This window comes from Alkalimarinus alittae, from assembly GCF_026016465.1.
Taxonomy (GTDB): domain Bacteria; phylum Pseudomonadota; class Gammaproteobacteria; order Pseudomonadales; family Oleiphilaceae; genus Alkalimarinus; species Alkalimarinus alittae.
Map to the genome: position 1 here is coordinate 3,887,124 of NZ_CP100390.1, position 25,377 is coordinate 3,912,500.

A 25,377-nucleotide genomic window follows, 5' to 3' on the forward strand; every position below is an offset into this window, starting at 1 on the left:
ACCCTTAAAAAGAGTCAACCCTAAAAACTAGAAACGGTAATGAGAGAACGCTTTGTTAGCTTCAGCCATACGGTGAACGTCTTCACGTTTCTTAACCGCAGCACCTTTACCCTCAGCTGCATCCATAATTTCACCTGCTAATCGCAAAGCCATGGTCTTTTCACCACGCTTACGCGAATACTCAACCAACCAACGCATAGCAAGCGCTACTTGACGAGATGGACGAACCTCAACTGGAACTTGGTAAGTAGCACCACCAACGCGTCGAGACTTAACCTCTACCATTGGCTGAATGCTTTCTAGCGCTTTATCAAATAATTCTAATGGCTCACCTTTAGCTTTTACAGCTTCTAGCGCTCCATATACAATCTTTTCTGCTACAGATTTTTTACCACTAACCATTACGTGGTTCATAAATTTGGCAAGTATTTGACTTCCAAACTTTGGATCAGGCAAAACATCACGTTTTGCTACAACTCTTCTTCTTGGCATGATAAGCCCTCAAATAAAAAAGGTCTTCAGGTTAGTCTGGGACAGGAGATGTACATCTCTACGCCCAGCCTTACTCTTACCCTAAAATGATTGCTCACCCCAAGGCAGCGGTCACTTTGCTCCTAGGGGTTAACCCTTAGGACGCTTAGTTCCATACTTAGATCGACCTTGCTTACGATCAGCAACACCTGAAGTATCCAAGCTACCACGAACTGTGTGATAACGAACACCAGGCAAGTCTTTTACACGTCCACCACGTATAAGAACAACACTGTGCTCTTGTAAGTTGTGACCTTCACCACCAATGTACGATGCAACCTCAAAACCGCTAGTTAAACGTACACGACAAACTTTACGCAAAGCCGAGTTTGGCTTCTTCGGTGTAGTTGTGTAAACACGAGTACAAACGCCACGACGCTGAGGGCAAGCCTTCAACGCAGGAACATCACTCTTAGTAACTTGACGCTTACGAGGCTTACGTACCAACTGATTAATAGTTGCCATATAAGCAAACTCCAATTAGTAAATAAACAACAAACCCAAAATGGGCAATAATGTTACGGGGCGCAAGTCTAATCACGCCCTTCAACATAGTCAAGGCCACTGTTGCATTTTTATACAAACAGCGGCCTTAATATGTACCTTTAAAGAAAAATATTGCTATTTTCTTAAAAATCTACTTATTTAACTCTGCACTCAACGCTTCTACGACATCAGCAGCACTTACACCAATATCATCAACTTTCGCAGTTTTACGCTTTTTACGCTCTGAGTGATAAGTCAAACCAGTACCTGCAGGAATCAAACGACCCACTACAACGTTTTCTTTCAGGCCGCGCAAGTAATCACGCTTACCTGTTACAGCTCCCTCTGTAAGAACTCGAGTTGTTTCTTGGAAAGAGGCCGCAGAAATGAATGATTCTGTAGCAAGAGAAGCCTTTGTAATACCTAGCAACATACGCTCTGAGGTAGCAGGCATCTTATCATTAGCTAATGCCTTCTCATTCTCTTCTAGCAATTTAACGTATTCGACCTGATCTCCTTTGATGAGCTCAGTATCACCAGAGTCATGTATATCAACCTTACGCAGCATCTGGCGAACGATAACTTCAATATGTTTATCGTTAATGACAACACCCTGCAATCGATATACGTCTTGAATTTCATTCGTGATGTACCGAGTCAACTCAACAACACCTAAAAGACGCAAGATATCGTGTGGGTTAGATGGCCCATCAGATACCACTTCACCTTTTTCTACTTGCTCACCTTCAAACACGTTCATTTGGCGATGCTTATGAATCAGAACCTCATACGGATCAGAGCCATCAACAGGTGTAATAACCAGACGCTTCTTACCCTTAGTCTCCTTACCGAAACTTACAACACCGCTTATCTCAGCTAAGATCGATGGTTCTTTTGGCTTACGCGCTTCAAATAGATCGGCAACCCTAGGTAGACCACCCGTAATATCTCGAGTCTTAGAAGACTCTTGAGGGATACGTGCAATTACATCACCTTTCTCTACTGCGCCACCATCTCGTAAACTTAAAAGTGCGTTAGCCGGTAGAAAATATTGAGCAGGCGCATCATTGATTGGTAGCTTAAGCTCATTGCCTTCAGTATCAACCAACTGAACCATAGGTCTAATATCTTTACCTGCAGCCGGTCTATTCTTTGGATCAATAACCTGAACACTTGAAAGGCCTGTCAATTCATCAGTCTGGGTATTAATTGTAATACCCTCTTCCATACCAATAAACTTAACAACACCTTCCATTTCAGTAATGATTGGGTGTGTGTGTGGATCCCACTTAGCTACTATCGCACCTGCGTCAACCTGATCACCGTCTTTTGCTGTAATTAACGCACCGTAAGGAAGTTTATACCACTCCCTTTCACGGCCATGATCATCAGCCACTGCCAAGGCAGAAGATCGCGATGCAACAATTAGGTTTCCATCTTTGCGCTCTATTGACTTCATATTGTGAAGTCTAACCTTACCACCGTGCTTAACTTGTATGTTGTCTACAGCTGAAGATCGGGATGCAGCACCACCGATGTGGAACGTACGCATCGTAAGCTGTGTACCTGGCTCACCGATTGACTGTGCAGCAATAACACCAACAGCCTCACCCGCGTTAACGATATGACCACGAGCTAGATCACGCCCATAACAAGCTGAACAAACACCGTATTTGGTTTCGCATGTAATTGCTGAACGAACCCAGATCTCATCAACACCGGCTTCCTCAATTTTAGAAATCATCGCTTCGTCTAGGAATGTTCCAATAGGCAAAACGGCATTCTCTTTATCGCCAGGTGCAAATACATCTCTGGCTGTTACTCGACCTAATACACGATCACCAAGAGGTACAACTACATCCCCCCCTTCAATCATAGGCGTCATTAACAAGCCTTCTTCTGTGCCGCAATCCTGCTCAGTAACAACAAGATCTTGTGCAACATCAACAAGCCTACGAGTCAAGTAACCCGAGTTAGCGGTCTTAAGTGCTGTATCCGCAAGTCCCTTACGAGCACCGTGAGTAGAGATAAAGTACTGTAGTACGTTCAAACCTTCTCTAAAGTTAGCTGTAATCGGCGTCTCAATGATCGAGCCATCCGGTTTTGCCATCAGACCACGCATACCCGCCAACTGGCGAATCTGAGCTGCTGAACCCCTTGCGCCCGAATCTGCCATCATATAAACAGAGTTAAATGAGTCCTGTTCAACTTCTTTACCCTCTCTATCAATGACTGTCTCTTTACCAAGAGTGTCCATCATTGCCTTAGCGACTTTGTCGTTAGCACGAGACCAAATATCAATAACTTTGTTGTATTTCTCGCCCTGCGTTAAAAGACCTGACGCAAACTGCGATTCAATTTCTTTTACTTCAGTGGTCGAGGCATTGATGATAGTTTCTTTCTCATCAGGAATAACAAAATCGTTAACGCCAATGGAAGCACCAGACAATGTGGCCTGCCTAAAACCAAGATACATTAACTGATCAGCAAATATGACTGAATCTTTTAGGCCACACTTACGGTATGACGTATTGATAAGCTTCGAAATCGCTTTCTTAGTCATGTTTTGGTTGACCAACGAGTATGGAAGGCCATCAGGTAAAATATCAAACAGTAAAGCTCGACCAACTGTTGTATCAACTATAGCGGTCGCAACTGTTTTATTACCTTCATCATCAAACTCAATCTCTTCAACACGAATTTTAACTTTCGCTTGAAGATGAACTTGATTGCCACTGTATGCTCGGTGCGCCTCTTTAATATCAGAGAACACCATACCTTCGCCTTTAACATTTATCTTTTCACGAGTCATGTAATAAAGACCCAAGACAACATCTTGAGAAGGCACAATAATAGGCTCGCCATTTGCAGGCGAAAGAATATTATTGGTAGACATCATCAGTGCACGTGCTTCTAATTGTGCTTCGATTGTTAGCGGTACGTGTACCGCCATCTGGTCACCATCAAAATCGGCGTTGTAAGCAGCACAAACAAGTGGATGCAACTGGATCGCTTTACCTTCAATCAATACAGGCTCAAATGCCTGAATACCAAGGCGGTGAAGTGTAGGTGCTCGGTTAAGCATCACAGGATGTTCGCGGATTACCTCAGCAAGAATATCCCATACTTCAGCTGTCTCTCTTTCAACCATCTTTTTAGCTGCTTTAATGGTTGTAGCTAGGCCACGATGCTCTAGTTTACTAAAAATAAATGGCTTAAATAGCTCTAGAGCCATCTTTTTAGGTAGACCACACTGGTGCAACCTTAAGCTCGGACCAACAACGATTACAGAACGACCAGAGTAATCAACCCGCTTACCAAGAAGGTTCTGACGGAAGCGACCTTGCTTACCCTTGATCATATCTGCCAAAGACTTCAATGGACGCTTATTTGAACCTGTGATTGCACGACCACGGCGACCATTGTCTAACAACGCATCGACTGCTTCTTGAAGCATACGTTTTTCGTTACGCACTATGATATCTGGAGCACTTAGTTCTAGAAGACGCTTCAAACGATTATTTCGGTTAATCACTCGACGATAAAGATCGTTCAAATCTGACGTTGCAAAACGCCCACCGTCTAGTGGCACAAGCGGCCTTAGATCTGGCGGCAGCACAGGCAGTACTTTTAGAACCATCCACTCTGGGTTATTTCCAGAGTTATAAAATGCTTCAAGTAGCTTAAGACGCTTAGAAAGCTTCTTAATTTTAGTTTCTGAGCTAGTTAATGGGATTTCTTCTCTTAATTCAGAGACCTCACCTTCTAAATCGATTTCTTTTAATAGAGCCTGGATAGCTTCGGCACCCATTTTGGCATCGAACTCATCCCCAAACTCCTCTAATGCTTCGTAGTACTGCTCATCAGTCAATAGCTGACCAGACTCTAACGTAGTCATGCCCGGGTCAATAACTATAAATGACTCAAAATAAAGTACACGCTCGATATCTCTCAATGTCATATCAAGCAACATGCCAATTCGAGATGGCAGTGACTTCAAAAACCAGATGTGTGCAACTGGGCTTGCAAGCTCAATATGCCCCATTCGGTCACGCCTAACACTTGCTAGCGCAACTTCAACGCCACACTTCTCACATATAACACCACGATGCTTTAATCGCTTATATTTTCCGCATAGACACTCATAGTCTTTTATTGGTCCGAATATTTTGGCACAAAAAAGACCGTCTCTTTCAGGCTTGAAAGTTCGGTAGTTAATAGTTTCAGGCTTTTTAACTTCACCATAAGACCATGAACGAATCATCTCTGGCGACGCCAGACCAATGCGAATCGAATCAAATTCCTTATTATGATTCTGGTTTTTAAGTAAATTTAATAAATCTTTCATCGGTTTCCGCTCCAAAAGGAGTTGGTTCTGGGCGGGCTAATGCCCGCCTCCGCTAATATTAGGTTAGTTCGATATATCTGAAATAACAGAAGTTAAGTACTGTTAATCGTTTTCAAGCTCAATATCGATACCTAATGAGCGGATTTCCTTAACCAATACGTTAAATGATTCCGGCATTCCCGGTTCCATACGGTGATCGCCATCGACGATATTCTTGTACATCTTAGTTCGACCGTTAACATCATCAGACTTAACAGTTAGCATCTCTTGCAATGTGTATGCAGCACCATAAGCTTCAAGCGCCCATACTTCCATCTCACCGAATCGCTGACCACCAAACTGAGCCTTACCACCTAGCGGTTGCTGAGTTACAAGACTGTAAGAACCTGTAGAACGGGCGTGCATTTTGTCATCAACCAAGTGGTTCAATTTCAACATGTACATATAGCCAACAGTGACAGGCCGATCGAATTTCTCACCTGTACGACCGTCATACAACGATGTTTGACCCGTATCTTCCAAGCCAGCTAGCCTTAACAACTCCTTAATCTCTGGCTCTTTCGCGCCATCAAAAGCAGGTGTCGCCATAGGCACACCAGCACGGAGGTTCTTAGCAAGCTCCATTATTTCGGCATCTGAAAATGTATCGAGCGCCTCTTGCTTACTGGCTACACCGTTATAGATTTCACCTAGGAACGATCTAACTTCAGCAACTTCTCGCTGATCTTTGATCATCTGGTTGATTTTGACGCCTAACCCTTTAGCCGCCATACCCAAATGTGTTTCAAGTACTTGCCCAACGTTCATTCGAGATGGTACACCTAGCGGGTTAAGTACAATGTCTACCGGCTCCCCATACTTATCATGCGGCATATCTTCTACCGGCATGATAACGGAAATTACACCTTTGTTACCGTGACGACCAGCCATCTTATCACCCGGCTGGATACGACGCTTAATAGCAACGTAAACCTTAACTATTTTCAAAACGCCCGGCGCTAAATCATCGCCCGTCTGAAGTTTGCGTTTCTTATCTTCAAAGCGCTCTTCATGCTCTCCACGACGCTCAGCCAACTGAGCCTCAGAACGCTCTAACGTTTCGTTAAGATCATCACTTGCCATACGGATCTTGAACCACTCTGACAAACTTAAGCTATCAAGGTAGTCGTTAGTAATTGCGTCGCCTTTCTTAAGATTAGGCGCACCCACTACTTCGTTTCCGAGTAATAACTCACGTAGACGCTCATAGGTTGCCGTTTCGACAATTCGATATTCGTCTTTAAGGTCTTTGCGGAACGTATTAAGTTGTGCATTTTCGATATCAAGCGCTCGCTGGTCTTTCTCAACACCATCACGAGTAAATACCTGAACATCAATAACTGTACCACGCGTACCAGTCGATACTCGCAATGACGTGTCTTTCACATCAGATGCTTTCTCGCCAAATATTGCACGAAGTAGTTTTTCTTCAGGGGTTAATTGAGTTTCACCTTTAGGGGTAACTTTACCCACTAAGATATCACCCGCTCCAACTTCTGCACCGATATAGACGACACCTGATTCATCAAGCTTAGCAAGCGCACTTTCACCTACGTTTGGTATATCCGCCGTAATTTCTTCACTTCCCAACTTCGTATCACGAGCAACACAAGTCAGTTCCTGGATATGAATCGTAGTAAATCGATCTTCTTTAACAACTCTTTCAGATACTAAGATCGAATCCTCAAAGTTGAAACCATTCCAAGGCATGAAGGCGATGCGCATGTTTTGGCCTAATGCCAACTCACCCATGTCAACAGATGGTCCGTCAGCCATTACATCACCACGAGCAACCTGATCACCACCTTTTACAAGCGGCTTCTGGTTTATACAGGTGTTCTGGTTAGATCGCGTATACTTGGTAAGACTATAAATATCGACACCAGCATCGCCTGCATCGACTTCATCATTATTAGCTCTAACAACAATTCTTGACGCATCTACACTTTCGATAATGCCGCCACGCTTAGCGACAACACAAACGCCAGAATCTTGAGCCACTATTCGCTCAATACCTGTTCCTACTAATGGCTTCTCAGCCTTAAGAGTAGGTACGGCTTGTCGTTGCATGTTCGAGCCCATAAGTGCTCGGTTAGCATCATCATGCTCAAGGAATGGAATAAGTGATGCTGCCACTGACACAACTTGTCTAGGCGAGACATCCATATAGTTAACACGCTCGGGAGGTGTAACTGTAAACTCATTCTTATGACGAACCGTTACCAACTCTTCAGTTAATGTGTTCGCCTCATCCATAAGCGCACTAGCCTGTGCAATAACGTAGTTACTTTCTTCAATTGCAGACAAGTATTCTATTTCATCTGTAACAACACCATCGACTACCTTTCGATAAGGACTCTCAAGAAATCCAAATGAATTCGTTCGTGCATATGTCGCCAAAGAGTTAATCAAACCAATGTTTGGTCCTTCAGGCGTTTCGATAGGACATACACGACCATAATGCGTTGGATGTACATCACGAACTTCGAAGCCCGCTCGCTCACGAGTCAAGCCACCTGGGCCTAACGCTGATACGCGACGTTTATGTGTCACCTCTGAAAGCGGGTTGTTTTGATCCATGAACTGAGATAATTGGCTTGAGCCAAAGAACTCTTTCACCGCTGCAGCTACAGGCTTAGCGTTAATCAGATCTTGGGGCATTAAACCATCAGATTCTGCCATGCTTAGACGATCACGAACTGCACGTTCAACTCGTACAAGCCCTACACGGAACTGATTCTCAGCCATCTCACCAACAGATCTAATTCGACGGTTACCTAGGTGGTCAATATCATCAACCATTCCTTTACCGTTACGAATATCTATTAATGTCTTTAATACTTCAATAATATCGTCGTTATCTAACGTTCCCGGGCCTTCTTCGGTTTCACGCCCAATTCGTCGGTTAAACTTCATTCGACCTACAGCAGAAAGATCGTAACGCTCTTCAGTGAAGAATAGGTTTTTAAATAAGTTCTCTGCTGATTCTTTCGTTGGAGGCTCACCAGGACGCATCATTCTGTATATTTCTACTAGCGCCTCTAGCTGACTTCTAGTCGGATCAACGCGTAAAGTGTCAGAAATAAACGACCCACAATCAAGATCATTAGTGTAAAGCGTTTCTATTTGCTCTATACCAGCCTCAACAAGAGATTGCACAACCTCTTCTGTGATTTCGGTATTACACTCTACAACTAATTCACCCGTGCGCTCATCAATAATATCTTTAGCTGTTACTTTACCGAAGATATAATTTAAAGGCACTTCAAGCTCACTAATGCCAGCATTTTCAAGCTGTCGAATATGACGTGCTGTAATACGACGCCCCTCTTCAACAATAACGTTACCTTCATTGTCTTTGATATCAAAGCTTGCTATATCGCCTCTTAACCTTGAAGGTACCAACTCTAATGTACATACTTCTTCTGTGACTTTATGCTTACTGGTCTCGAAAAACATGTCCAGAATTTGCTGAGAGTCATACCCTAGCGCACGCATCAATATTGATGCAGGTAATTTACGACGTCTATCTATTCGTACAAATACCGCATCTTTTGGGTCAAATTCAAAATCTAACCATGAACCACGGTAAGGAATCACTCTGGCACTGTATAACAACTTACCAGATGAGTGTGTTTTACCTTTATCATGATCAAAAAACACACCGGGAGAGCGGTGAAGCTGGGATACAATAACCCGCTCCGTCCCGTTAATAACAAACGTTCCGTTGTCTGTCATCAAGGGCATTTCACCCATATAAACTTCTTGTTCCTTAATATCTTTAATCGCCTTATTGGCTGATTCTTTGTCATAGATTATTAAGCGAACTTTTACACGCAGTGGCGCAGCATATGTAACGCCACGCAACTGGCATTCTTTAACATCAAATGCTGGCTCACCTAAACGGTAGCTAACATATTCCAGCGCAGCATTACCTGAGAAGCTGAGGATAGGAAAAACAGATTTAAATGCTGCATGTAGACCCAGATCTTCTTTAGCTCCGGGCTCAGCGTCTTTTTGTAAAAAACCGCGATAGGAATCCATTTGAATAGATAATAGATAAGGTACATCCATCACAGTCGGTAGTGTACCGAATTCTTTACGAATGCGCTTTTTCTCAGTATACGAGTAGGTCATTTGTGTTCCCCAGCTTTATGACTCAACACCTTTGGCGTCTCTTTTCGGTTTAAAACCGACAAGTTGAAACTGTCTTGCTGCACCGAGTCAGATAAATTGAACATCGGCAAATTAGATATAGCACATACTATCTTGGTATAGCTTATACAACGGAAAAAGGCCGACAATAATCATTGCCAGCCGATTCCGGTTTAGCTTAACCGCAAACGTTGTTCACCAAGTAAATTACTTGATTTCAACAGATGCGCCAGCTTCCTCAAGGGCTTTCTTAGCTTCTTCAGCGTCGTCTTTGCTAACACCTTCTTTAACAGTAGCTGGAGCGCCGTCAACCATAGCTTTTGCTTCTTTCAGACCTAGGCCTGTGATAGCACGTACAGCTTTGATTACGTTAACTTTCTTCTCACCAGCGCCCGCAAGCACTACGTCAAATTCAGTTTGCTCTTCAGCTGCTGCTGCGTCGCCGCCAGCTGCTGGTGCAGCAACTGCAACAGCTGCTGCTGCAGATACACCAAACTTCTCTTCCATTGCTTCAACAAGCTCAACAACTTCCATTACGCTCATTTCTGCAATTGCATTTAAAATATCGTCTTTAGACAGAGCCATGACTCAAATCTCCTGAAAAATAATAACTAGAATAATTAGGCTGCTTCTTTCTTCTGATCGCGAACTGCAGCAACAACACGCGTAACTTTCGACGGAACTTCGTTGAATGTACGCACAAGTTTTGTAATAGGTGCCTGAATAACGCTTGCCAACATGCCCAACGCTTGATCGCGCGTAGGTAGTTTGGCCAAACGATCAATTTGATCAGCCCCTAACAGTTCACCACCAACAGCGAGTGCTTTTATTTCGAACTTTTTGTTTTCTTTAGCAAAATCTTTAAGCAGTCTTGCGGCTGCACCAGGATCTTCCATAGAAAACGCAAGAATTGTTGGTCCAACCAACGCTTCTTTAATACATTCGAATTCAGTCCCACCAACGGCAAGCTTAGTAAGAGTATTACGAACAACTCTTAAATAAACGCCATTTTCGCGAGCCTGCTTACGCAGAATGGTCATATCAGTAGCGGTTACGCCACGATAATCAGCCAATACTGCAGACAAAGCACCACCGGCAGCCTCGTTGACCTCAGCGACTATCGCTTTTTTGTCTTCGAGTCCAATTGCCACTGGATTTCTCCTTCACACGTCGACCGAAGTCGACAATTTATATATGCCAATATTTAATCTATAAAATATTAGCAACCGCACGGTGAAAGTACTCAAAGAGTAAGGTCGCACCGTCTGCGCAGGAAATTAAGCTTAAGAAGTTATCTTAACCTTCTTAAGCGCCTGCGGTCTTTGACAGCCTTGGCTCTAGCCTAGACTTCAAAGTTCTTTTTTGCTCCACCTCTTAGAAAGAGATAGAACCTTGATCAATAACTAATCCAGGCCCCATAGTAGAAGAAACTGTAACTTTCTTCATATAGATACCTTTAGATGAAGCTGGTTTTGCTTTCTTAAGATCTGAAAGCAGCGCTTCAAGGTTTTGCTTAATTGACTCAGCAGAAAATTCAACGTTACCTAATGGGCTGTGAATTATTCCGTTTTTATCTGTACGGTAACGAACTTGTCCAGCCTTAGCATTTTTAACTGCTGTTGCTACATCTGGAGTAACTGTTCCTACCTTAGGGTTTGGCATCAAACCACGAGGGCCAAGAATCTGACCAAGCATGCCAACAACTCGCATTGCGTCAGGACTTGCTATAACAACGTCAAAATCAAGATTACCGTTCTTAACTTCTTCAGCAAGATCATCCATACCCACCACATCTGCACCGGCTTCTTTTGCTTTTTCAGCATTTTCACCTTGTGTAAATACAGCAACACGTACGTCTTTACCCGTACCATTTGGCAGAACAGTAGAACCACGAACAACCTGGTCTGATTTACGCGCATCAACACCCAAGTTAATCGCAACATCCACAGACTCTTTAAACTTTACCTGAGAAGAAAGGTCAGAAAGAAGTGCAACAGCCTCATCAATAGAGTAAGCCTTACCTGCTTCAACTTTCTCAGCAATCATCTTTTGACGTTTAGTTAGCTTAGCCATCTTATACGCCCTCCACATTCAAGCCCATACTGCGAGCAGTACCAGCAATGATTTTTACTGCAGAATCCAAATTACCTGCATTTAAATCAGGCTCTTTGATTGTCGCTATTTCTTCAAGCTGAGCTCGAGTAACAGTTCCTACCTTTTCAGTATTAGGTCGACCACTTCCACTCTTCACACCAGCAGCTTTCTTTAACAAAATAGCAGCTGGTGGCGTTTTCATGATAAAAGTAAAACTTCTATCAGCGTATACAGTTATAACAACCGGAACAGGTAAGCCAGGCTCCATACCTTGAGTTTTTGCATTAAAAGCCTTACAAAACTCCATGATATTCACGCCATGCTGACCCAATGCAGGACCAACTGGTGGACTAGGGTTTGCCTTACCTGCTGCAACCTGAAGCTTAATATACGCTTCTACTTTCTTCGCCATACTTCCTCCTAACGGGTTAAACGCCGCAAAGCTCCCCGTCGAGACACAAAAAGCCCACCCTGCGAACAGGATGAGCACCATAATTTTTCCTACAAACCAGCTTTAATCTTTTTCTACTTGACCAAAAGCTAATTCGACAGGCGTTGATCGACCAAAGATTAGAACAGCTACCTTAACCCTACTCTTCTCGTAATCAACTTCTTCCACCACTCCATTAAAGTCAGCAAAAGGCCCATCTATAACCCTTACAACCTCACCCGGCTCAAATAATGTTTTCGGCCTTGGCTTTTCAGCACCACTTTCGACACGCTGAAGGATAGCCATCGCTTCTTTCTCAGTGATCGGAGCAGGCTTTTCTTTAGTACCACCAATAAAACCAAGAACACGAGACGTAGACTTTACCAGATGCCATGTCTCGTCATCCATTTCCATTTGAACCAAAACATAACCAGGATAGAACTTTCGCTCACTCCTGCGTTTCTTCCCGTCACGCATCTCTACAACTTCTTCAGTCGGAACCAACACATCGCCAAAACGATCTTCCAACCCCTTAAGAGCCATCTGCTCCTTAAGCGAGCGCATTACTTGCTTTTCGTATCCAGAATACGCATGGACCACATACCAACGCTTAGACATTCGCAGCCCCTTACCCTATAAACCCAGACACAATCCAACTAACCAGGGAATCTAAACCCCACAATATCAACGCCACAATCAAGACAAAAACAATAACAATCATAGTTGTCTGCGTAAGCTCTTGACGAGTTGGCCATACAACCTTTCTAATCTCAGACTTTGCATCTTTCAACAACAACGCAAACTTTTGACCTTTTACCGTCTGCAGCGCAACAAACCCCGCCACAACAGCCAACACCAATAGCGCCAAAACCCTATAAAGCAAAGATTCAGCCGAAAAATAGTGATTACCCGCCACAGCTACCGCAACCAGCACCAGCACAACCAACCATTTCAAACTATCAAAGCGACCTTCTGCCACTTCCACTTTTGAACTCATCTTTACTTGCCCTACCGCTATAAATAGTGGCAGGCCAGGAGGGAATCGAACCCCCAACCTGCGGTTTTGGAGACCGCTGCTCTGCCAATTGAGCTACTGGCCTAAACTTTAATAAATACCTAGATAATTATACTACTCGCCACCCAACCAAAACTGGAGCTCATAACCGGAATTGAACCGGTGACCTCCACCTTACCAAGGTGGCGCTCTACCGACTGAGCTATATGAGCATCACCTAGAATTTGGAGCGGGTGGCGGGAATCGAACCCGCATCATCAGCTTGGAAGGCTGAGGTAATAGCCATTATACGACACCCGCAAAGTGGTGGAGGGGGGTGGATTCGAACCACCGAAGCTTTCGCGTCAGATTTACAGTCTGATCCCTTTAGCCACTCGGGAACCCCTCCTTATAAGAATCGCATTGACACTTACAAGATCACAAAACACACAACAAAGAAATGGAGCTGGCGGACGGAATCGAACCCCCGACCTGCGCATTACAAGTGCGCTGCTCTACCATCTGAGCTACGCCAGCTCTGTACCGCGTTTTGCGAGGCCGCTATACTAAGGCAAGTTATTTTCAGATGCAACACTTTTACAAGAAATTTCTCTCTTTCCGAATGACATTTTTAATTCTTCCATATTTTTTGTGATAATTTTATCTAATTCAGCCACACCCTGACCTTCAACAAAGACCCAGTATTCAAACGCCTGTTTACCTAACTCTTTTATTTTAACGTCATAACCTTGAGTCTGCCTTTTTTTCAACATCCTTCGCGCAGAATCAATATTTTCAAACATCCCCAGCGAAATGCCGTTAGTTAGTTCACCTTGCGTTATAAGATAACTGTCAACCTTCGCACTTTTTAGCTCTTTCAACTTTGTGATCGCCGCTTTTCTATTTTCATAGGGCTCTAGATGCACCCAATAGTTAGGTGCCTTTATGATCGGCTGCGTAATTATCTTGGTATCCAAGCCTTCACTATTTAACTCTCGCAAGAGTTTTTTCGCGCTTAACGGACTATCAATTGGTCCCAACAATAGGCATAACATGCCTACCCCTTCAGGTCCGGCTCGCGAGAATAAGGGATCTAATTCACCTAATAGTAATAGGCGTCCACGACCCTCTAGCACACGATAGTTTTCCGCTTTTTTATTCCCACCCATTCCCTCGAATACCTCAAGCGCCGCAAATAATGCATTTAGCAGCACCAGCGTTAGAAAAATCCAGCGCATTTCAACCTCCTTCTCCTGCCATTGCATCCGCTAAGCATTACTTATACCTCTTGCAAGCGCTAAACCTTCTAACACCAAGTCTGGATAGTACTCAACATGCTCACCAAATGATTTTACGTGAACACCATCCCCCCCTGTAACGATCAATCTTTTTATACCTTCTTCTTTCATCTTTGTGCGTAATCGATCAAATATCGACAGAAGAACGAAATTCACTCCTGACCGGACACACTCAGATGTTGTAATTCCATGCTTATCCCCAACACCCTCCAGGTCATTGAACTCAACACGCTCTGTCCCCGCTGACAAGCTCTGCCTCATCAGGCGCAATCCCGGAAGAATATACCCTCCTTTATGTCGTCCGTGGCTATCTACCACGTCAACAGTAATTGCACTTCCACAATCAACTATATAGCATGAATCCTTACACCTTGAGTAACCTGCAACAATAGCAAGCCAACGATCAACACCTAAAGATGCGGGCTCCTTATAGGCATTAACAACCCCCCTCAGCGCAGACTGACTTTTTGCAAAATACGGCACCAAGCTCGGCAACTTAACCGACAACACCTCTCGCAACCTGCGCTCTACACAATCTGCAGCTACACTTGAAATAGAAACAGACCGAATATTGCCCCAGTTAGCAAGACCATTCAACGTAAGATTAGCTGATGTCGCCTCCCTACCTCTCGATATTATTGTATCGTTATCTACTATTCGCCATTTTAAATAAGAATTACCTATATCAATCTGTAGATTCATTTGGCCTTACACTCACCTCACCCGCATTAACAACCGTAACCTTACCACCAATATCAACAAGCAGCCTTCCCCTGCTATCAACACCATGGCACACCCCTCCCCCCTCCACACCCGAAAGAGTAACTTCTTTTCCTGCCAAAATGTCAAATTTTGACCAGTCATCAAGTAGGCTGCTTAAACCATTAGTACGGTATCGCTCAATAGTCTCAATCAAACTCTCTATCAAAAACGCAGACCATAAACTCCTGTCGTGAGTTTGCTTTCCTGAAACGAGCTCTAAAGATGTCCAGGGTTGGCCTACACCTCTACCATCATTTTCGGACATTAATACATTAATACCCAGCCCTGCCACGACCTTCCAGCCAAATTCTGCCTCACCCTTTAGCTCTACCAAAATACCTGCCAATTTTTTACCATCAACCCAAATATCATTTGGCCACTTAAGTCCTACACCCTGTATACCTTGATCAGATAAACAATTTGCAACCGCCACCCCCAAAGCAAGACTCAACCCCTCTAATACTTCTGCTCCACCTGACAAGCCAAACGCCATACTTAAGTATATGTTTTTAGCATACGGACTGTGCCATGTACGGCCCCGTCTACCACGCCCTAAAGTCTGTCGTTCCGCTAAGCAAACCGAATAACCACTTGTAAGTAGATCTCCCCTCATAAGGTAGGAATTTGTCGAGTCCACATCCTGCAAGACACAAACACTATCTAGCTTATCTGAATGCAACTGAAGACGACTTACAATTACATCATAATCGAGTAAATCAAGCCCCCCTCGAACTCTATACCCCTTACCTTTTGTAACTTCTAGCGCAACACCATCTGACTCTAGCTTACCCAAAGCCTTCCATACAGCAGTTCGACTAACACCTAAAGCGGCACCCATCTCAACACCAGAGTGATATTCACCATCTGCAAGAAACTCTAACAACTTAACTAAATCCATATCCAACACCCACACATCATCAGCTTGCGATTATATCTTAGACACAGAAACAAAAAAGCCCATCCGTGAGGATAGGCTTTTTGAACTCTAGCTAATTAACTATTGAATCGGCGTCGCCGTAAGATTAGAAGTGATGCTTGCATTTTGAAGGCTCATCCCATATACCAAAGTAGATGGTTGAGCTGCATCAGGATGCACCATCTGAACACTTCCAAAGGATAACTCCTTAAATCGAGTATTTGCATTTACAGCAAACCCTAACGGCCTTTCAGACTCTAAAGAAGGCGTAGCACTCATATCAGCCTTACTAACATAACGATAACCGGCAGCCGATCCATCTAAAATCTTCTCATCACCTTTATTACCCACGACACCTTTTGAATCAGCACCCGTAATCTTTTTTACTACCTTAGTTTGATATACATCTATAGATATATCATTTTGAATGCCGTAAGTATTAGTTATGCCATCACCATCGTTGGTTGTAATGTTGTCAAAAACGATTTGCATTGGCCTATTAGCTACCGACCCCCCTGTTGACTCCCAAGTAAAACTATTTCGCTTAGTCTCACTCACAGCTTCAGCTAATATATTTTTTAAGCTCAAGGTTATACCTTCACTTCCTCGTTCTTCCCAGATACCACCTGCAGCACCACATCCAACAGCGTCTGTAGCGTTACCACCAACACATATGTCACCGGCACCACCCGCTTTAATAATCATGGACGAGCCAGTCTCATAACGCTTAACCACAAATCGGCCAAAACTTTGACCCGTTATTTTATCCCCTAATCGCAAGCCTGATATATCCATAACACTCCAAGACTCGCCTTCTACAATAGCCAATCCGTCTTCAGTCACATCTATTGTCATATTTCTTTTATGGATATCATAATCAAGCCCGGTAGCCCATATACCACGGCCGTTTTCATCCGCCATAAGGGCGGCCCGGCCATTTGTAATATGAATATCAGAGTTAATCGTCAGCCCCTCTCCTGACCGCCCACCTGTGCCGATAGTGATATGACCATCTGCGGTGAAATCATATGATGGATATACCCCAAGGGCCAACAGCAACTCTGTCCCCCCCTGAATATCTTGATTTTTAAGCTGAGCATCATTTTTACCCACTCTTAGGCCATCAATTTTATAGCCACCCTTAAAATCTTCAAATCCAACCCTGATACCATCGAAAAACTCTGTTCCATTAATTATTCCGGCCTCGGTGACATTAAGAGTGATATCTCCTTCTCCCCACGACTGCAAGCCACTCAACATAATAGAGTTACCATCATCAGTATAGGTGACGTTTGATACGTTAGTAGCCGACTCATATTGATCAACTAAACTCCACTGCGAGCTAATTCTTAACCCCTGCTCTCCTGCATCAACATTACCTCCCGCTTGCACATGGAAGATGTTTGAGTAGTTAACCCCATCAACTACTTGGTCCGCAAAAACAAACTGCATATCAAGGCTACCAATACTCTTCAGTGTTGACGGACCTCCTGTCAAAGCAGTTCCTGCAAGGTACTGATCTATCCTTGCCTTGGTCTCACCCAAAACCAACTTATCGATATGGTAAGCAGCCTCCGCCTTATCCCAGGCGATTGCCAAACCTAATTTTCCGGATATATCTGAGGCTACATCAAGTGTTAAATTATCAACATTATAATATCCAGTTACACCCAACGCTCCCACCCAATACCCATCATCACCCCAAGCAAAATCATAGCGATTAATAGTGTTTTGAGCATCTATAGTAAGACCTGTTAATCCTTCCCTACCACCAGCTCGCAATAGAATATTTGTTGTGAGGTCATATTTACCCCATAACGAACCAGCACTTAACAATGGATTTGAGCTGTGTCGGATAGCTCCAACAGTATATTCACCCGTATAGTTAGGCAGCCTTACATCTAAATAATCACCCTCAACATCAGTTCCAACATCCAGCGTCATCACAGACTCAGAGACAGCATCAATATCCTCAAACCAAAAGCTATTGCCTTGTGTACGATAACCAAAGGCGCCATCGGTCATCGTATAGCTTGACGTAAACGTATACCCGCTGGATCCGAGGGCTCCTCCCCCCCTAATATTAAGACTCCCATTTAGCGTGTAATCCCAAAAGAAACCTCCACCACTAGCACCGGTCATACTTCCTGCCTCAGTACCAAAGCGAATATCAGAAAACTCAAAGCGAGTTGGGGAAATGTCATATGCAATATTTAAACTGCCATCATTTTCAATATCCAAGATATAGCTTTGTTTTGACGGATTTTCGATATTAGAAGCATCAGAGATTTTGATTCCTTGAATCGCTATTCCTGCACCATCATCAAAATATGCTATTTCACCTATCTCTGCCTTTAAATCAATATCTAGAGATATGCCGCTTTGACCACTAACGGCTGACAAGATCTCATCATCAAGTTTAGTTAACTCGGCAGATATGAGGGGTGATAATAATGAACATGACAAACCTAGCAAAAGTGCCTTTTTTTTCATGGTGATATCCATTTTCAATTATTACCTGTTGGAAAAACAAGCAAATTTCCTTGCAGAGTAACATTACCATCTATCTCGACGGTGTATATGTCTGTCTGCTTGAAACCTAGGTCAGTTGGTCGAGCCGTACTACTTGTTGCATATGTATACTGTAGCTTATCAACCTTAATTTGATCTGGGAGTCCAATCTCTAACACCTCACGATTAAATTTTGCACCATCCCCACCAAACCCAGAGTTTATATCCCGAACTCTTAAAGTCAGCCCTTGAAATGAAAACGCACCTTTAAAATTATCTAAAACGAACCAGCCTCCATTTTCTTTTGTTTGAACCGCAAGTCTTGCCCCGCACCTTTTGCTGTCAGTACAATCACCAAAATACGCATTCTGAATAGGGCCACCGTTTTCATTAATAGCTATTTCGCCAGATAAATAAACACCAGCCTGACCAGAAATTACAGACAAGGCCTCATCATCAATTGATGATAGCTCAGCGTGACTCGACATTGAGGCCAACAATAAAATTGTAGAGCAAGCAGTTAGTGCAAATCGTATTATTATATTTTTAATCATTTCCTACACCTTAGTTCGCTAAATCATGGCTAGAGATTTTAAGGTACTGAACTGAAAGACCTTCAATTCGAGCAGACCCAAAATTCTGGCCTCCAGCGGTAATATCCCCTATATGTAAAGCTCCGATTCGCAGGTTACTTTTGTAGTCGGGGTTTGAGTAGTAATCATTAAAAAAATCCCATGCAGTCTCACAAGAGGCATCGGTACAACTTGCCCGCTTACCATCAGCAGGCAAGCTAGTCATATAACCCTGCGCAGTGGCGTATTCCGTTATTTTTGAAACCTCAAACACAAAATTTCCTGGCTCTATAACACCGTCTAATGTTTCTGTTACTCCAATAGACATAGGCTGAAAACGATTACCCAACGCTAACTCAAGCTCAAAATTTTTCATATAAATTGTATTGCCGCAGCTCTGCCCATTTGCGTCGCAAGCATTAATAGATAGTTCAGGTGTATAAAAATTAAGCCTAAACTCACCTACCAGCTGTCTTTTATTGTCATCCCCCCATAAACGCAAAAAACTTCCATCAAACACCGCACTCTTAGCATGTATGTTTAAATTGTCTGGATTTTTTGTACCAACCTGAACTTGGAGTTTTAAGCCGATATCCGGCCGCTCACCTACTATAGCTTCTGATGTTGCTGTATCAATCCCTGCAGGCCTACTAGCACAGGTGCCACTGCCCATAGGTGCTCCCGCCAAAACACAATCATAACCTTCTGCATTTGCTTCATAGTTCTTTAAAACTGTTGCACCTAGTGCATCTATTTCTGTGTCAAGCTGACCATCTTGATCACGATCTAGGTTTGCAGTCGTTGTTGCTTCATATTTTTTCGGTGCTGAGAATTGGAGAACCGCCTTATCGACGATACCAATATCATCGCCATCAACTAACTCTATTTCATAAGGGTTAACTAAACGACCTAAATTAACACCAGAAAGGTTTTGGCCATAATTACTGCCCGAGTTAGCAATATATAGCTGAGAAACGGTTATTTCTACGTCCTGAGTACCTGTTGAATCTTTAATCCCTTTTATTTTGAAAGACTGACCTGTTGTAGTGTCTGTCCGCGCGTCAAAAATAAAATCTTCGAACACCAAGCCAATTCCTGCGCCATCTACATCAGATAACTCACCATCAGATAACGAGGCAAGCTCAGCATTAGCCGATCCACACAAGACTAGCGCAGAAAACATACATCGAGTGACCACCATTTTACTCTTGCCACGTTGCATACTTACCTCATTATTATTTAAAATAATCCATTACCCCTGTCTATATATTCCGTTCGAACTCTAGGTACGCCATTTAGCGCTTCCTCAAGATTTACGGTCACACTACTGTTCGGTATATTAAAGAATGCCCCGGAAGTAGCCTTAACAAAATCTTTAGCACTTGGGTTTTGCTTCCTGACATCCTGCAACCATTCAAGATCTTTAGTCTGAAACGACATAAACATACCGCTAGCAGAATTTGTTAAATAGCGACTACCTTGCCGTTCTTCTACTTGCCCAATAGGAAAACTCTCGAATTGCTCAAGATTAAAGCACGCATCAACACCTAATACCTTGCAACCATTCACATAAATTATAATATCTCCCTTAGGGCAACTAAAAAATGAACAATTTGGAACGTCAATTTCACTAGAAGAGAAGCCACCCAGTAGGTTTTTTACAGACCACCTTGTGAACCCACCAGCACCACTCAATACAAATGTCTCATTATTTGGAATCCCGATCATTGTTGACCTAATGGGATCAAGATTTCCAAACTGATCAACTAATTTTGCCTGCGCTTCTATTGGGCTATCGCCCTCTAAAAGAGGCGTTAATAGTACTAAAAGTCTATCTGATAGATTTCCATTTGAACTTGCATTCTTCATTCCCTCGCCACGATCCCTTATGTCTACATCAACATTGCCAGTAAGTGCTTCAATATTGCCAGACAAAACTCCTTTTGCCTCGCCAAAACCAATGCGAACCCCTGTCATTTCATTTGAGTTATCATCATAAGCAAATTCAATAAAAGGGTCAGTTATTTCAAACGGGACAATTTCACCATCAAAATAGCCAGAGCCATCTTCTTTTATAGGGCGAGCGGCATCAGGGTTTTGAATATAGTAATTCGAGTCAAATATATACCCTAAAGACATATTATGAATCATTACGTCTGCAGGCTTTTGTTCGCCATAGGGGTCAACTCTGTCATAGCGACCTAACTCTAGGTAATCGATATTTGATTGTATTTCAATATCCATCCCTAAGTTAATACGTGTATAAGATGTGCTGTTAGAGGTATCTGGATGATATGATTTATCAATTGAAATGTAAGCCTGCCCAACAACATTCGCCAACTCACTATCCCCAATGGGCTTTAAATCGGCTTCTGCATTAACTACAAAAAATAGACACATACAGCATACAACCGCCCCAATAGGACGTTTGAGAAGTTTTTTCTCACGGCATCTGGGCTTAAGATTAGCCACTTTAGCCCCTCCTTTTTTATTATTTTAGATTAGTCCGTCGAAACCAATTAGATGTACATTAGTACATTTTGTTTATATTTTAGACTCCTAATTTTAGAACTTCGAGAAATCAGTTTTAATTAATGCCAAAAACCTTAACGAACATTTTGAATTATGAACTTAATCACATTTCAGCTACTTAATTGATTTACGTCTTACTCTTTTGGTAACCCCGCTTATCCACTCTTAGTATTTATTTAACTTAACTTTCTTCCAGACAATAAAAAACCCCGGTAGGATGACCTACCGGGGTTTCGTATTTAGATGCCTGACGATGACCTACTCTCACATGGGGAGACCCCACACTACCATCGGCGCAGAACCGTTTCACGACTGAGTTCGGGATGGGATCAGGTGGTTCCAGTTCGCTATTGTCATCAGGCAAAACCTTGGCTAGCTGATCGAAGATGATTTATCTTTTTGATCAGTTAACAACAATTTCGCAATGTCTTTAACATTTAGCAAGTAAATTAAGTTTTATAACATATCGGATCATAATCACATTATCCGGTAAATATTTTCGTTTTGATCGTTTCAGACTCAAAACTATTTGGGCGTTATATAGTCAAGCCTCACGGGCAATTAGTACTGGTTAGCTCAACGCCTCACAACGCTTACACACCCAGCCTATCAACCTCATAGTCTTTAAGGGCCCTTTAGGGAGCTCGAAGCTCCAGGGAAATCTTATCTTGAAGGGGGCTTCCCGCTTAGATGCTTTCAGCGGTTATCCTGTCCGAACATAGCTACCGGGCAATGCTACTGGCGTAACAACCCGAACACCAGAGGTTCGTTCACTCCGGTCCTCTCGTACTAGGAGCAACTCTTCTCAAATTTCCAACGTCCACGGCAGATAGGGACCGAACTGTCTCACGACGTTCTAAACCCAGCTCGCGTACCACTTTAAATGGCGAACAGCCATACCCTTGGGACCGGCTTCAGCCCCAGGATGTGATGAGCCGACATCGAGGTGCCAAACACCGCCGTCGATGTGAACTCTTGGGCGGTATCAGCCTGTTATCCCCGGAGTACCTTTTATCCGTTGAGCGATGGCCCTTCCATACAGAACCACCGGATCACTATGACCTACTTTCGTACCTGCTCGACGTGTCTGTCTCGCAGTTAAGCGCGCTTATGCCATTACACTAACCGCATGATGTCCGACCATGCTTAGCACACCTTCGTGCTCCTCCGTTACTCTTTGGGAGGAGACCGCCCCAGTCAAACTACCCACCACACAGTGTCCTCGATCCGGATTACGGACCTGAGTTAGAACCTCAAACATACCAGGGTGGTATTTCAAGGGTGGCTCCGCCCGAACTAGCGTCCGGGTTTCAAAGCCTCCCACCTATCCTACACAAGTAGGCTCAAAGTTCACTGTGAAGCTATAGTAAAGGTTCACGGGGTCTTTCCGTCTAGCCGCGGATACACTGCATCTTAACAGCGATTTCAATTTCACTGAGTCTCGGGTGGAGACAGCATGGCCATCGTTACACCATTCGTGCAGGTCGGAACTTACCCGACAAGGAATTTCGCTACCTTAGGACCGTTATAGTTACGGCCGCCGTTTACCGGGGCTTCGATCAAGAGCTTCGCCGAAGCTAACCCCATCAATTAACCTTCCGGCACCGGGCAGGTGTCACACCCTATACGTCCTCTTACGAGTTTGCAGAGTGCTGTGTTTTTAATAAACAGTCGCAGCCATCTGGTATCTTCGACTGTCAAAAGCTTACGGAGCAAGTCCGATCACCCTCAACAGCGTGCCTTCTCCCGAAGTTACGGCACCATTTTGCCTAGTTCCTTCACCCGAGTTCTCTCAAGCGCCTTGGTATTCTCTACCTGACCACCTGTGTCGGTTTGGGGTACGGTCTCATATAACCTGAAGCTTAGGGACTTTTCCTGGAAGCATGGCATCAACCACTTCAGTCTCGTAAAAGAGACCTCGTCATCAGTTCTCAGCCTTAATGGACACCCGGATTTGCCTAAGTGTCCAGCCTACGACCTTAAACAACCATCCGATAGGTTGCTGGCCTAGCCTTCTCCGTCCTCCCATCGCAGTTATATGCGGTACAGGAATATTAACCTGTTTCCCATCGACTACGCTTTTCAGCCTCGCCTTAGGGGCCGACTCACCCTGCGCCGATTAGCGTTGCGCAGGAACCCTTGGTCTTCCGGCGTGCGGGTTTTTCACCCGCATTATCGTTACTCATGTCAGCATTCGCACTTCTGATACCTCCACGGAACTTCTCAATTCCGCTTCAACAGCCTACAGAACGCTCCTCTACCATGCGTGTAAACACGCATCCGCAGCTTCGGTGGTATGTTTTAGCCCCGTTACATCTTCCGCGCAGGCCGACTCGACTAGTGAGCTATTACGCTTTCTTTAAAGGATGGCTGCTTCTAAGCCAACCTCCTAGCTGTCTGTGCCTTCCCACATCGTTTCCCACTTAACATACACTTTGGGACCTTAGCTGGCGGTCTGGGTTGTTTCCCTTTCCACGACGGACGTTAGCACCCGCCGTGTGTCTCCCGTGATTGTACTCATCGGTATTCGGAGTTTGCATCGGGTTGGTAAGTCGAGATGACCCCCTAGCCGAAACAGTGCTCTACCCCCAATGGTAATTCACGAGGCGCTACCTAAATAGCTTTCGAGGAGAACCAGCTATCTCCGAGTTTGATTAGCCTTTCACTCCTATCCACACGTCATCCCCTGGCTTTTCAACGACAGTGGGTTCGGTCCTCCAGTTGATGTTACTCAACCTTCAACCTGCACATGGATAGATCACTCGGTTTCGGGTCTAATCCCAGCAACTATACGCCCTATTAAGACTCGATTTCTCTACGGCTCCCCTATTCGGTTAACCTTGCTACTGAAATTAAGTCGCTGACCCATTATACAAAAGGTACGCAGTCACAGAACAAGTCTGCTCCCACTGCTTGTACGCATACGGTTTCAGGATCTATTTCACTCCCCTCACAGGGGTTCTTTTCGCCTTTCCCTCACGGTACTGGTTCACTATCGGTCAGTCAGGAGTATTTAGCCTTGGAGGATGGTCCCCCCATGTTCAAACAGGATACCACGTGTCCCGTCCTACTCGATTTCACTACTATGCCGTTTTCGTGTACGGGGCTATCACCCACTATGGCTGTACTTTCCAGTACATTCCACTAACAACAAAGTAGCTTAAGGGCTACTCCCCGTTCGCTCGCCGCTACTAGGGGAATCTCGGTTGATTTCTTTTCCTCGGGGTACTTAGATGTTTCAGTTCTCCCGGTTCGCCTCTTTTACCTATGTATTCAGTAAAAGATACCTGTCTGATGACAGGTGGGTTTCCCCATTCGGAAATCATTGGATCAAAGCTTGTTTACCAGCTCCCCAATGCTTATCGCAGGTTTCTACGTCCTTCATCGCCTCTGACTGCCAAGGCATCCACCGTATGCGCTTAGTCACTTGACTATATAACCCCAAATAGTCTTTCGACCGAGGTTACATAGGTAACTAAACCCGTAACAATATTCGCCGGATAACGCTTGATTATGAATCTCAATGTTATCCGTTAGATTAATACAGAGGGTAATCTGATCAATCTAACTTAACTTAATTTTACTTACCAAATTGTTAAAGAGCATTCTGGTGTATAACCAGAAATAAATTGACTCATTGAATCAGCTTATTTTTGATTACAAATCCAAATAATTAAATAATGTTCTGTCCGTAGAATTGGTGGAGCTA

At 43.8% G+C, this 25,377-nt stretch carries 17 protein-coding genes, 6 tRNA genes and 2 rRNA genes (1 of these 25 cut by a window edge); all 25 read right to left on the reverse strand.

Annotated elements, in window-relative coordinates:
- Positions 1–27: 27 nt before the first annotated feature.
- Complete coding sequence (gene rpsG / locus NKI27_RS17560; protein WP_265047318.1) at positions 28–492, reverse strand: 30S ribosomal protein S7; 465 nt, start codon at positions 490–492, stop codon at positions 28–30.
- Positions 493–621: 129 nt separating this feature from the next.
- Positions 622–996, reverse strand: coding sequence for a 30S ribosomal protein S12 (rpsL, locus tag NKI27_RS17565; protein ID WP_265047319.1), 375 nt, complete (start codon positions 994–996; stop codon positions 622–624).
- 172 nt (positions 997–1,168) lie between these two features.
- Positions 1,169–5,365: a DNA-directed RNA polymerase subunit beta' gene (gene rpoC / locus NKI27_RS17570; protein WP_265047320.1), complete on the reverse strand. Its 4,197-nt coding sequence runs from the start codon at positions 5,363–5,365 to the stop codon at positions 1,169–1,171.
- Positions 5,366–5,467: 102 nt separating this feature from the next.
- Positions 5,468–9,541, reverse strand: a complete 4,074-nt coding sequence (rpoB, locus tag NKI27_RS17575; RefSeq protein ID WP_265047321.1) for a DNA-directed RNA polymerase subunit beta — start codon at positions 9,539–9,541, stop codon at positions 5,468–5,470.
- Between the two features lie 225 nt (positions 9,542–9,766).
- Positions 9,767–10,144: a 50S ribosomal protein L7/L12 gene (rplL, locus tag NKI27_RS17580; RefSeq protein ID WP_265047322.1), complete on the reverse strand. Its 378-nt coding sequence runs from the start codon at positions 10,142–10,144 to the stop codon at positions 9,767–9,769.
- Between the two features lie 35 nt (positions 10,145–10,179).
- Positions 10,180–10,710: a 50S ribosomal protein L10 gene (gene rplJ, locus NKI27_RS17585; protein ID WP_265047323.1), complete on the reverse strand. Its 531-nt coding sequence runs from the start codon at positions 10,708–10,710 to the stop codon at positions 10,180–10,182.
- A gap of 223 nt (positions 10,711–10,933) precedes the next feature.
- Positions 10,934–11,632, reverse strand: coding sequence for a 50S ribosomal protein L1 (rplA, locus tag NKI27_RS17590; protein ID WP_265047324.1), 699 nt, complete (start codon positions 11,630–11,632; stop codon positions 10,934–10,936).
- A 1-nt stretch (position 11,633) separates the two neighbouring features.
- Positions 11,634–12,065: a 50S ribosomal protein L11 gene (rplK, locus tag NKI27_RS17595; RefSeq protein ID WP_265047325.1), complete on the reverse strand. Its 432-nt coding sequence runs from the start codon at positions 12,063–12,065 to the stop codon at positions 11,634–11,636.
- 102 nt (positions 12,066–12,167) lie between these two features.
- Positions 12,168–12,701, reverse strand: a complete 534-nt coding sequence (gene nusG / locus NKI27_RS17600) for a transcription termination/antitermination protein NusG (RefSeq protein ID WP_265047326.1) — start codon at positions 12,699–12,701, stop codon at positions 12,168–12,170.
- Positions 12,702–12,711: 10 nt separating this feature from the next.
- Complete coding sequence (secE, locus tag NKI27_RS17605) at positions 12,712–13,080, reverse strand: preprotein translocase subunit SecE (protein ID WP_265047327.1); 369 nt, start codon at positions 13,078–13,080, stop codon at positions 12,712–12,714.
- A gap of 27 nt (positions 13,081–13,107) precedes the next feature.
- Positions 13,108–13,183, reverse strand: a tRNA-Trp gene (locus NKI27_RS17610).
- Positions 13,184–13,234: 51 nt separating this feature from the next.
- A tRNA-Thr gene (locus tag NKI27_RS17615) sits at positions 13,235–13,310 on the reverse strand.
- Between the two features lie 13 nt (positions 13,311–13,323).
- Positions 13,324–13,398 (reverse strand) — tRNA-Gly (locus NKI27_RS17620).
- Positions 13,399–13,402: 4 nt separating this feature from the next.
- Positions 13,403–13,486: transfer RNA gene (locus NKI27_RS17625), tRNA-Tyr, on the reverse strand.
- Between the two features lie 52 nt (positions 13,487–13,538).
- A tRNA-Thr gene (locus tag NKI27_RS17630) sits at positions 13,539–13,614 on the reverse strand.
- A 29-nt stretch (positions 13,615–13,643) separates the two neighbouring features.
- The gene (locus NKI27_RS17635) at positions 13,644–14,315 is read right to left on the reverse strand and encodes an SPOR domain-containing protein (RefSeq protein WP_265047328.1); all 672 of its coding nucleotides are present in this window, start codon (positions 14,313–14,315) and stop codon (positions 13,644–13,646) included.
- 30 nt (positions 14,316–14,345) lie between these two features.
- Complete coding sequence (locus NKI27_RS17640) at positions 14,346–15,077, reverse strand: type III pantothenate kinase (RefSeq protein WP_265047329.1); 732 nt, start codon at positions 15,075–15,077, stop codon at positions 14,346–14,348.
- On the reverse strand, positions 15,061–16,035 hold the full coding sequence (locus NKI27_RS17645; RefSeq protein WP_265047330.1) for a biotin--[acetyl-CoA-carboxylase] ligase: 975 nt from the start codon (positions 16,033–16,035) through the stop codon (positions 15,061–15,063). Before NKI27_RS17645 ends, NKI27_RS17640 begins: the two co-directional genes overlap by 17 nt.
- A gap of 99 nt (positions 16,036–16,134) precedes the next feature.
- A complete protein-coding gene (locus NKI27_RS17650; protein ID WP_265047331.1) occupies positions 16,135–18,546 on the reverse strand; it encodes a DUF6160 family protein in 2,412 nt (803 codons plus the stop codon).
- Between the two features lie 14 nt (positions 18,547–18,560).
- Positions 18,561–19,118 (reverse strand): DUF6160 family protein, encoded by a 558-nt coding sequence (locus NKI27_RS17655; protein ID WP_265047332.1) that lies wholly within the window; start codon positions 19,116–19,118, stop codon positions 18,561–18,563.
- A gap of 10 nt (positions 19,119–19,128) precedes the next feature.
- Positions 19,129–20,358, reverse strand: coding sequence for a hypothetical protein (locus NKI27_RS17660; protein WP_265047333.1), 1,230 nt, complete (start codon positions 20,356–20,358; stop codon positions 19,129–19,131).
- Between the two features lie 17 nt (positions 20,359–20,375).
- On the reverse strand, positions 20,376–21,608 hold the full coding sequence (locus NKI27_RS17665; protein WP_265047334.1) for a hypothetical protein: 1,233 nt from the start codon (positions 21,606–21,608) through the stop codon (positions 20,376–20,378).
- A 305-nt stretch (positions 21,609–21,913) separates the two neighbouring features.
- Positions 21,914–22,029: ribosomal RNA gene (gene rrf, locus NKI27_RS17670) — 5S ribosomal RNA — on the reverse strand.
- Between the two features lie 179 nt (positions 22,030–22,208).
- Positions 22,209–25,101, reverse strand: a 23S ribosomal RNA gene (locus NKI27_RS17675).
- 265 nt (positions 25,102–25,366) lie between these two features.
- Positions 25,367–25,377: transfer RNA gene (locus NKI27_RS17680), tRNA-Ala, on the reverse strand; it runs 65 nt beyond the window's last position.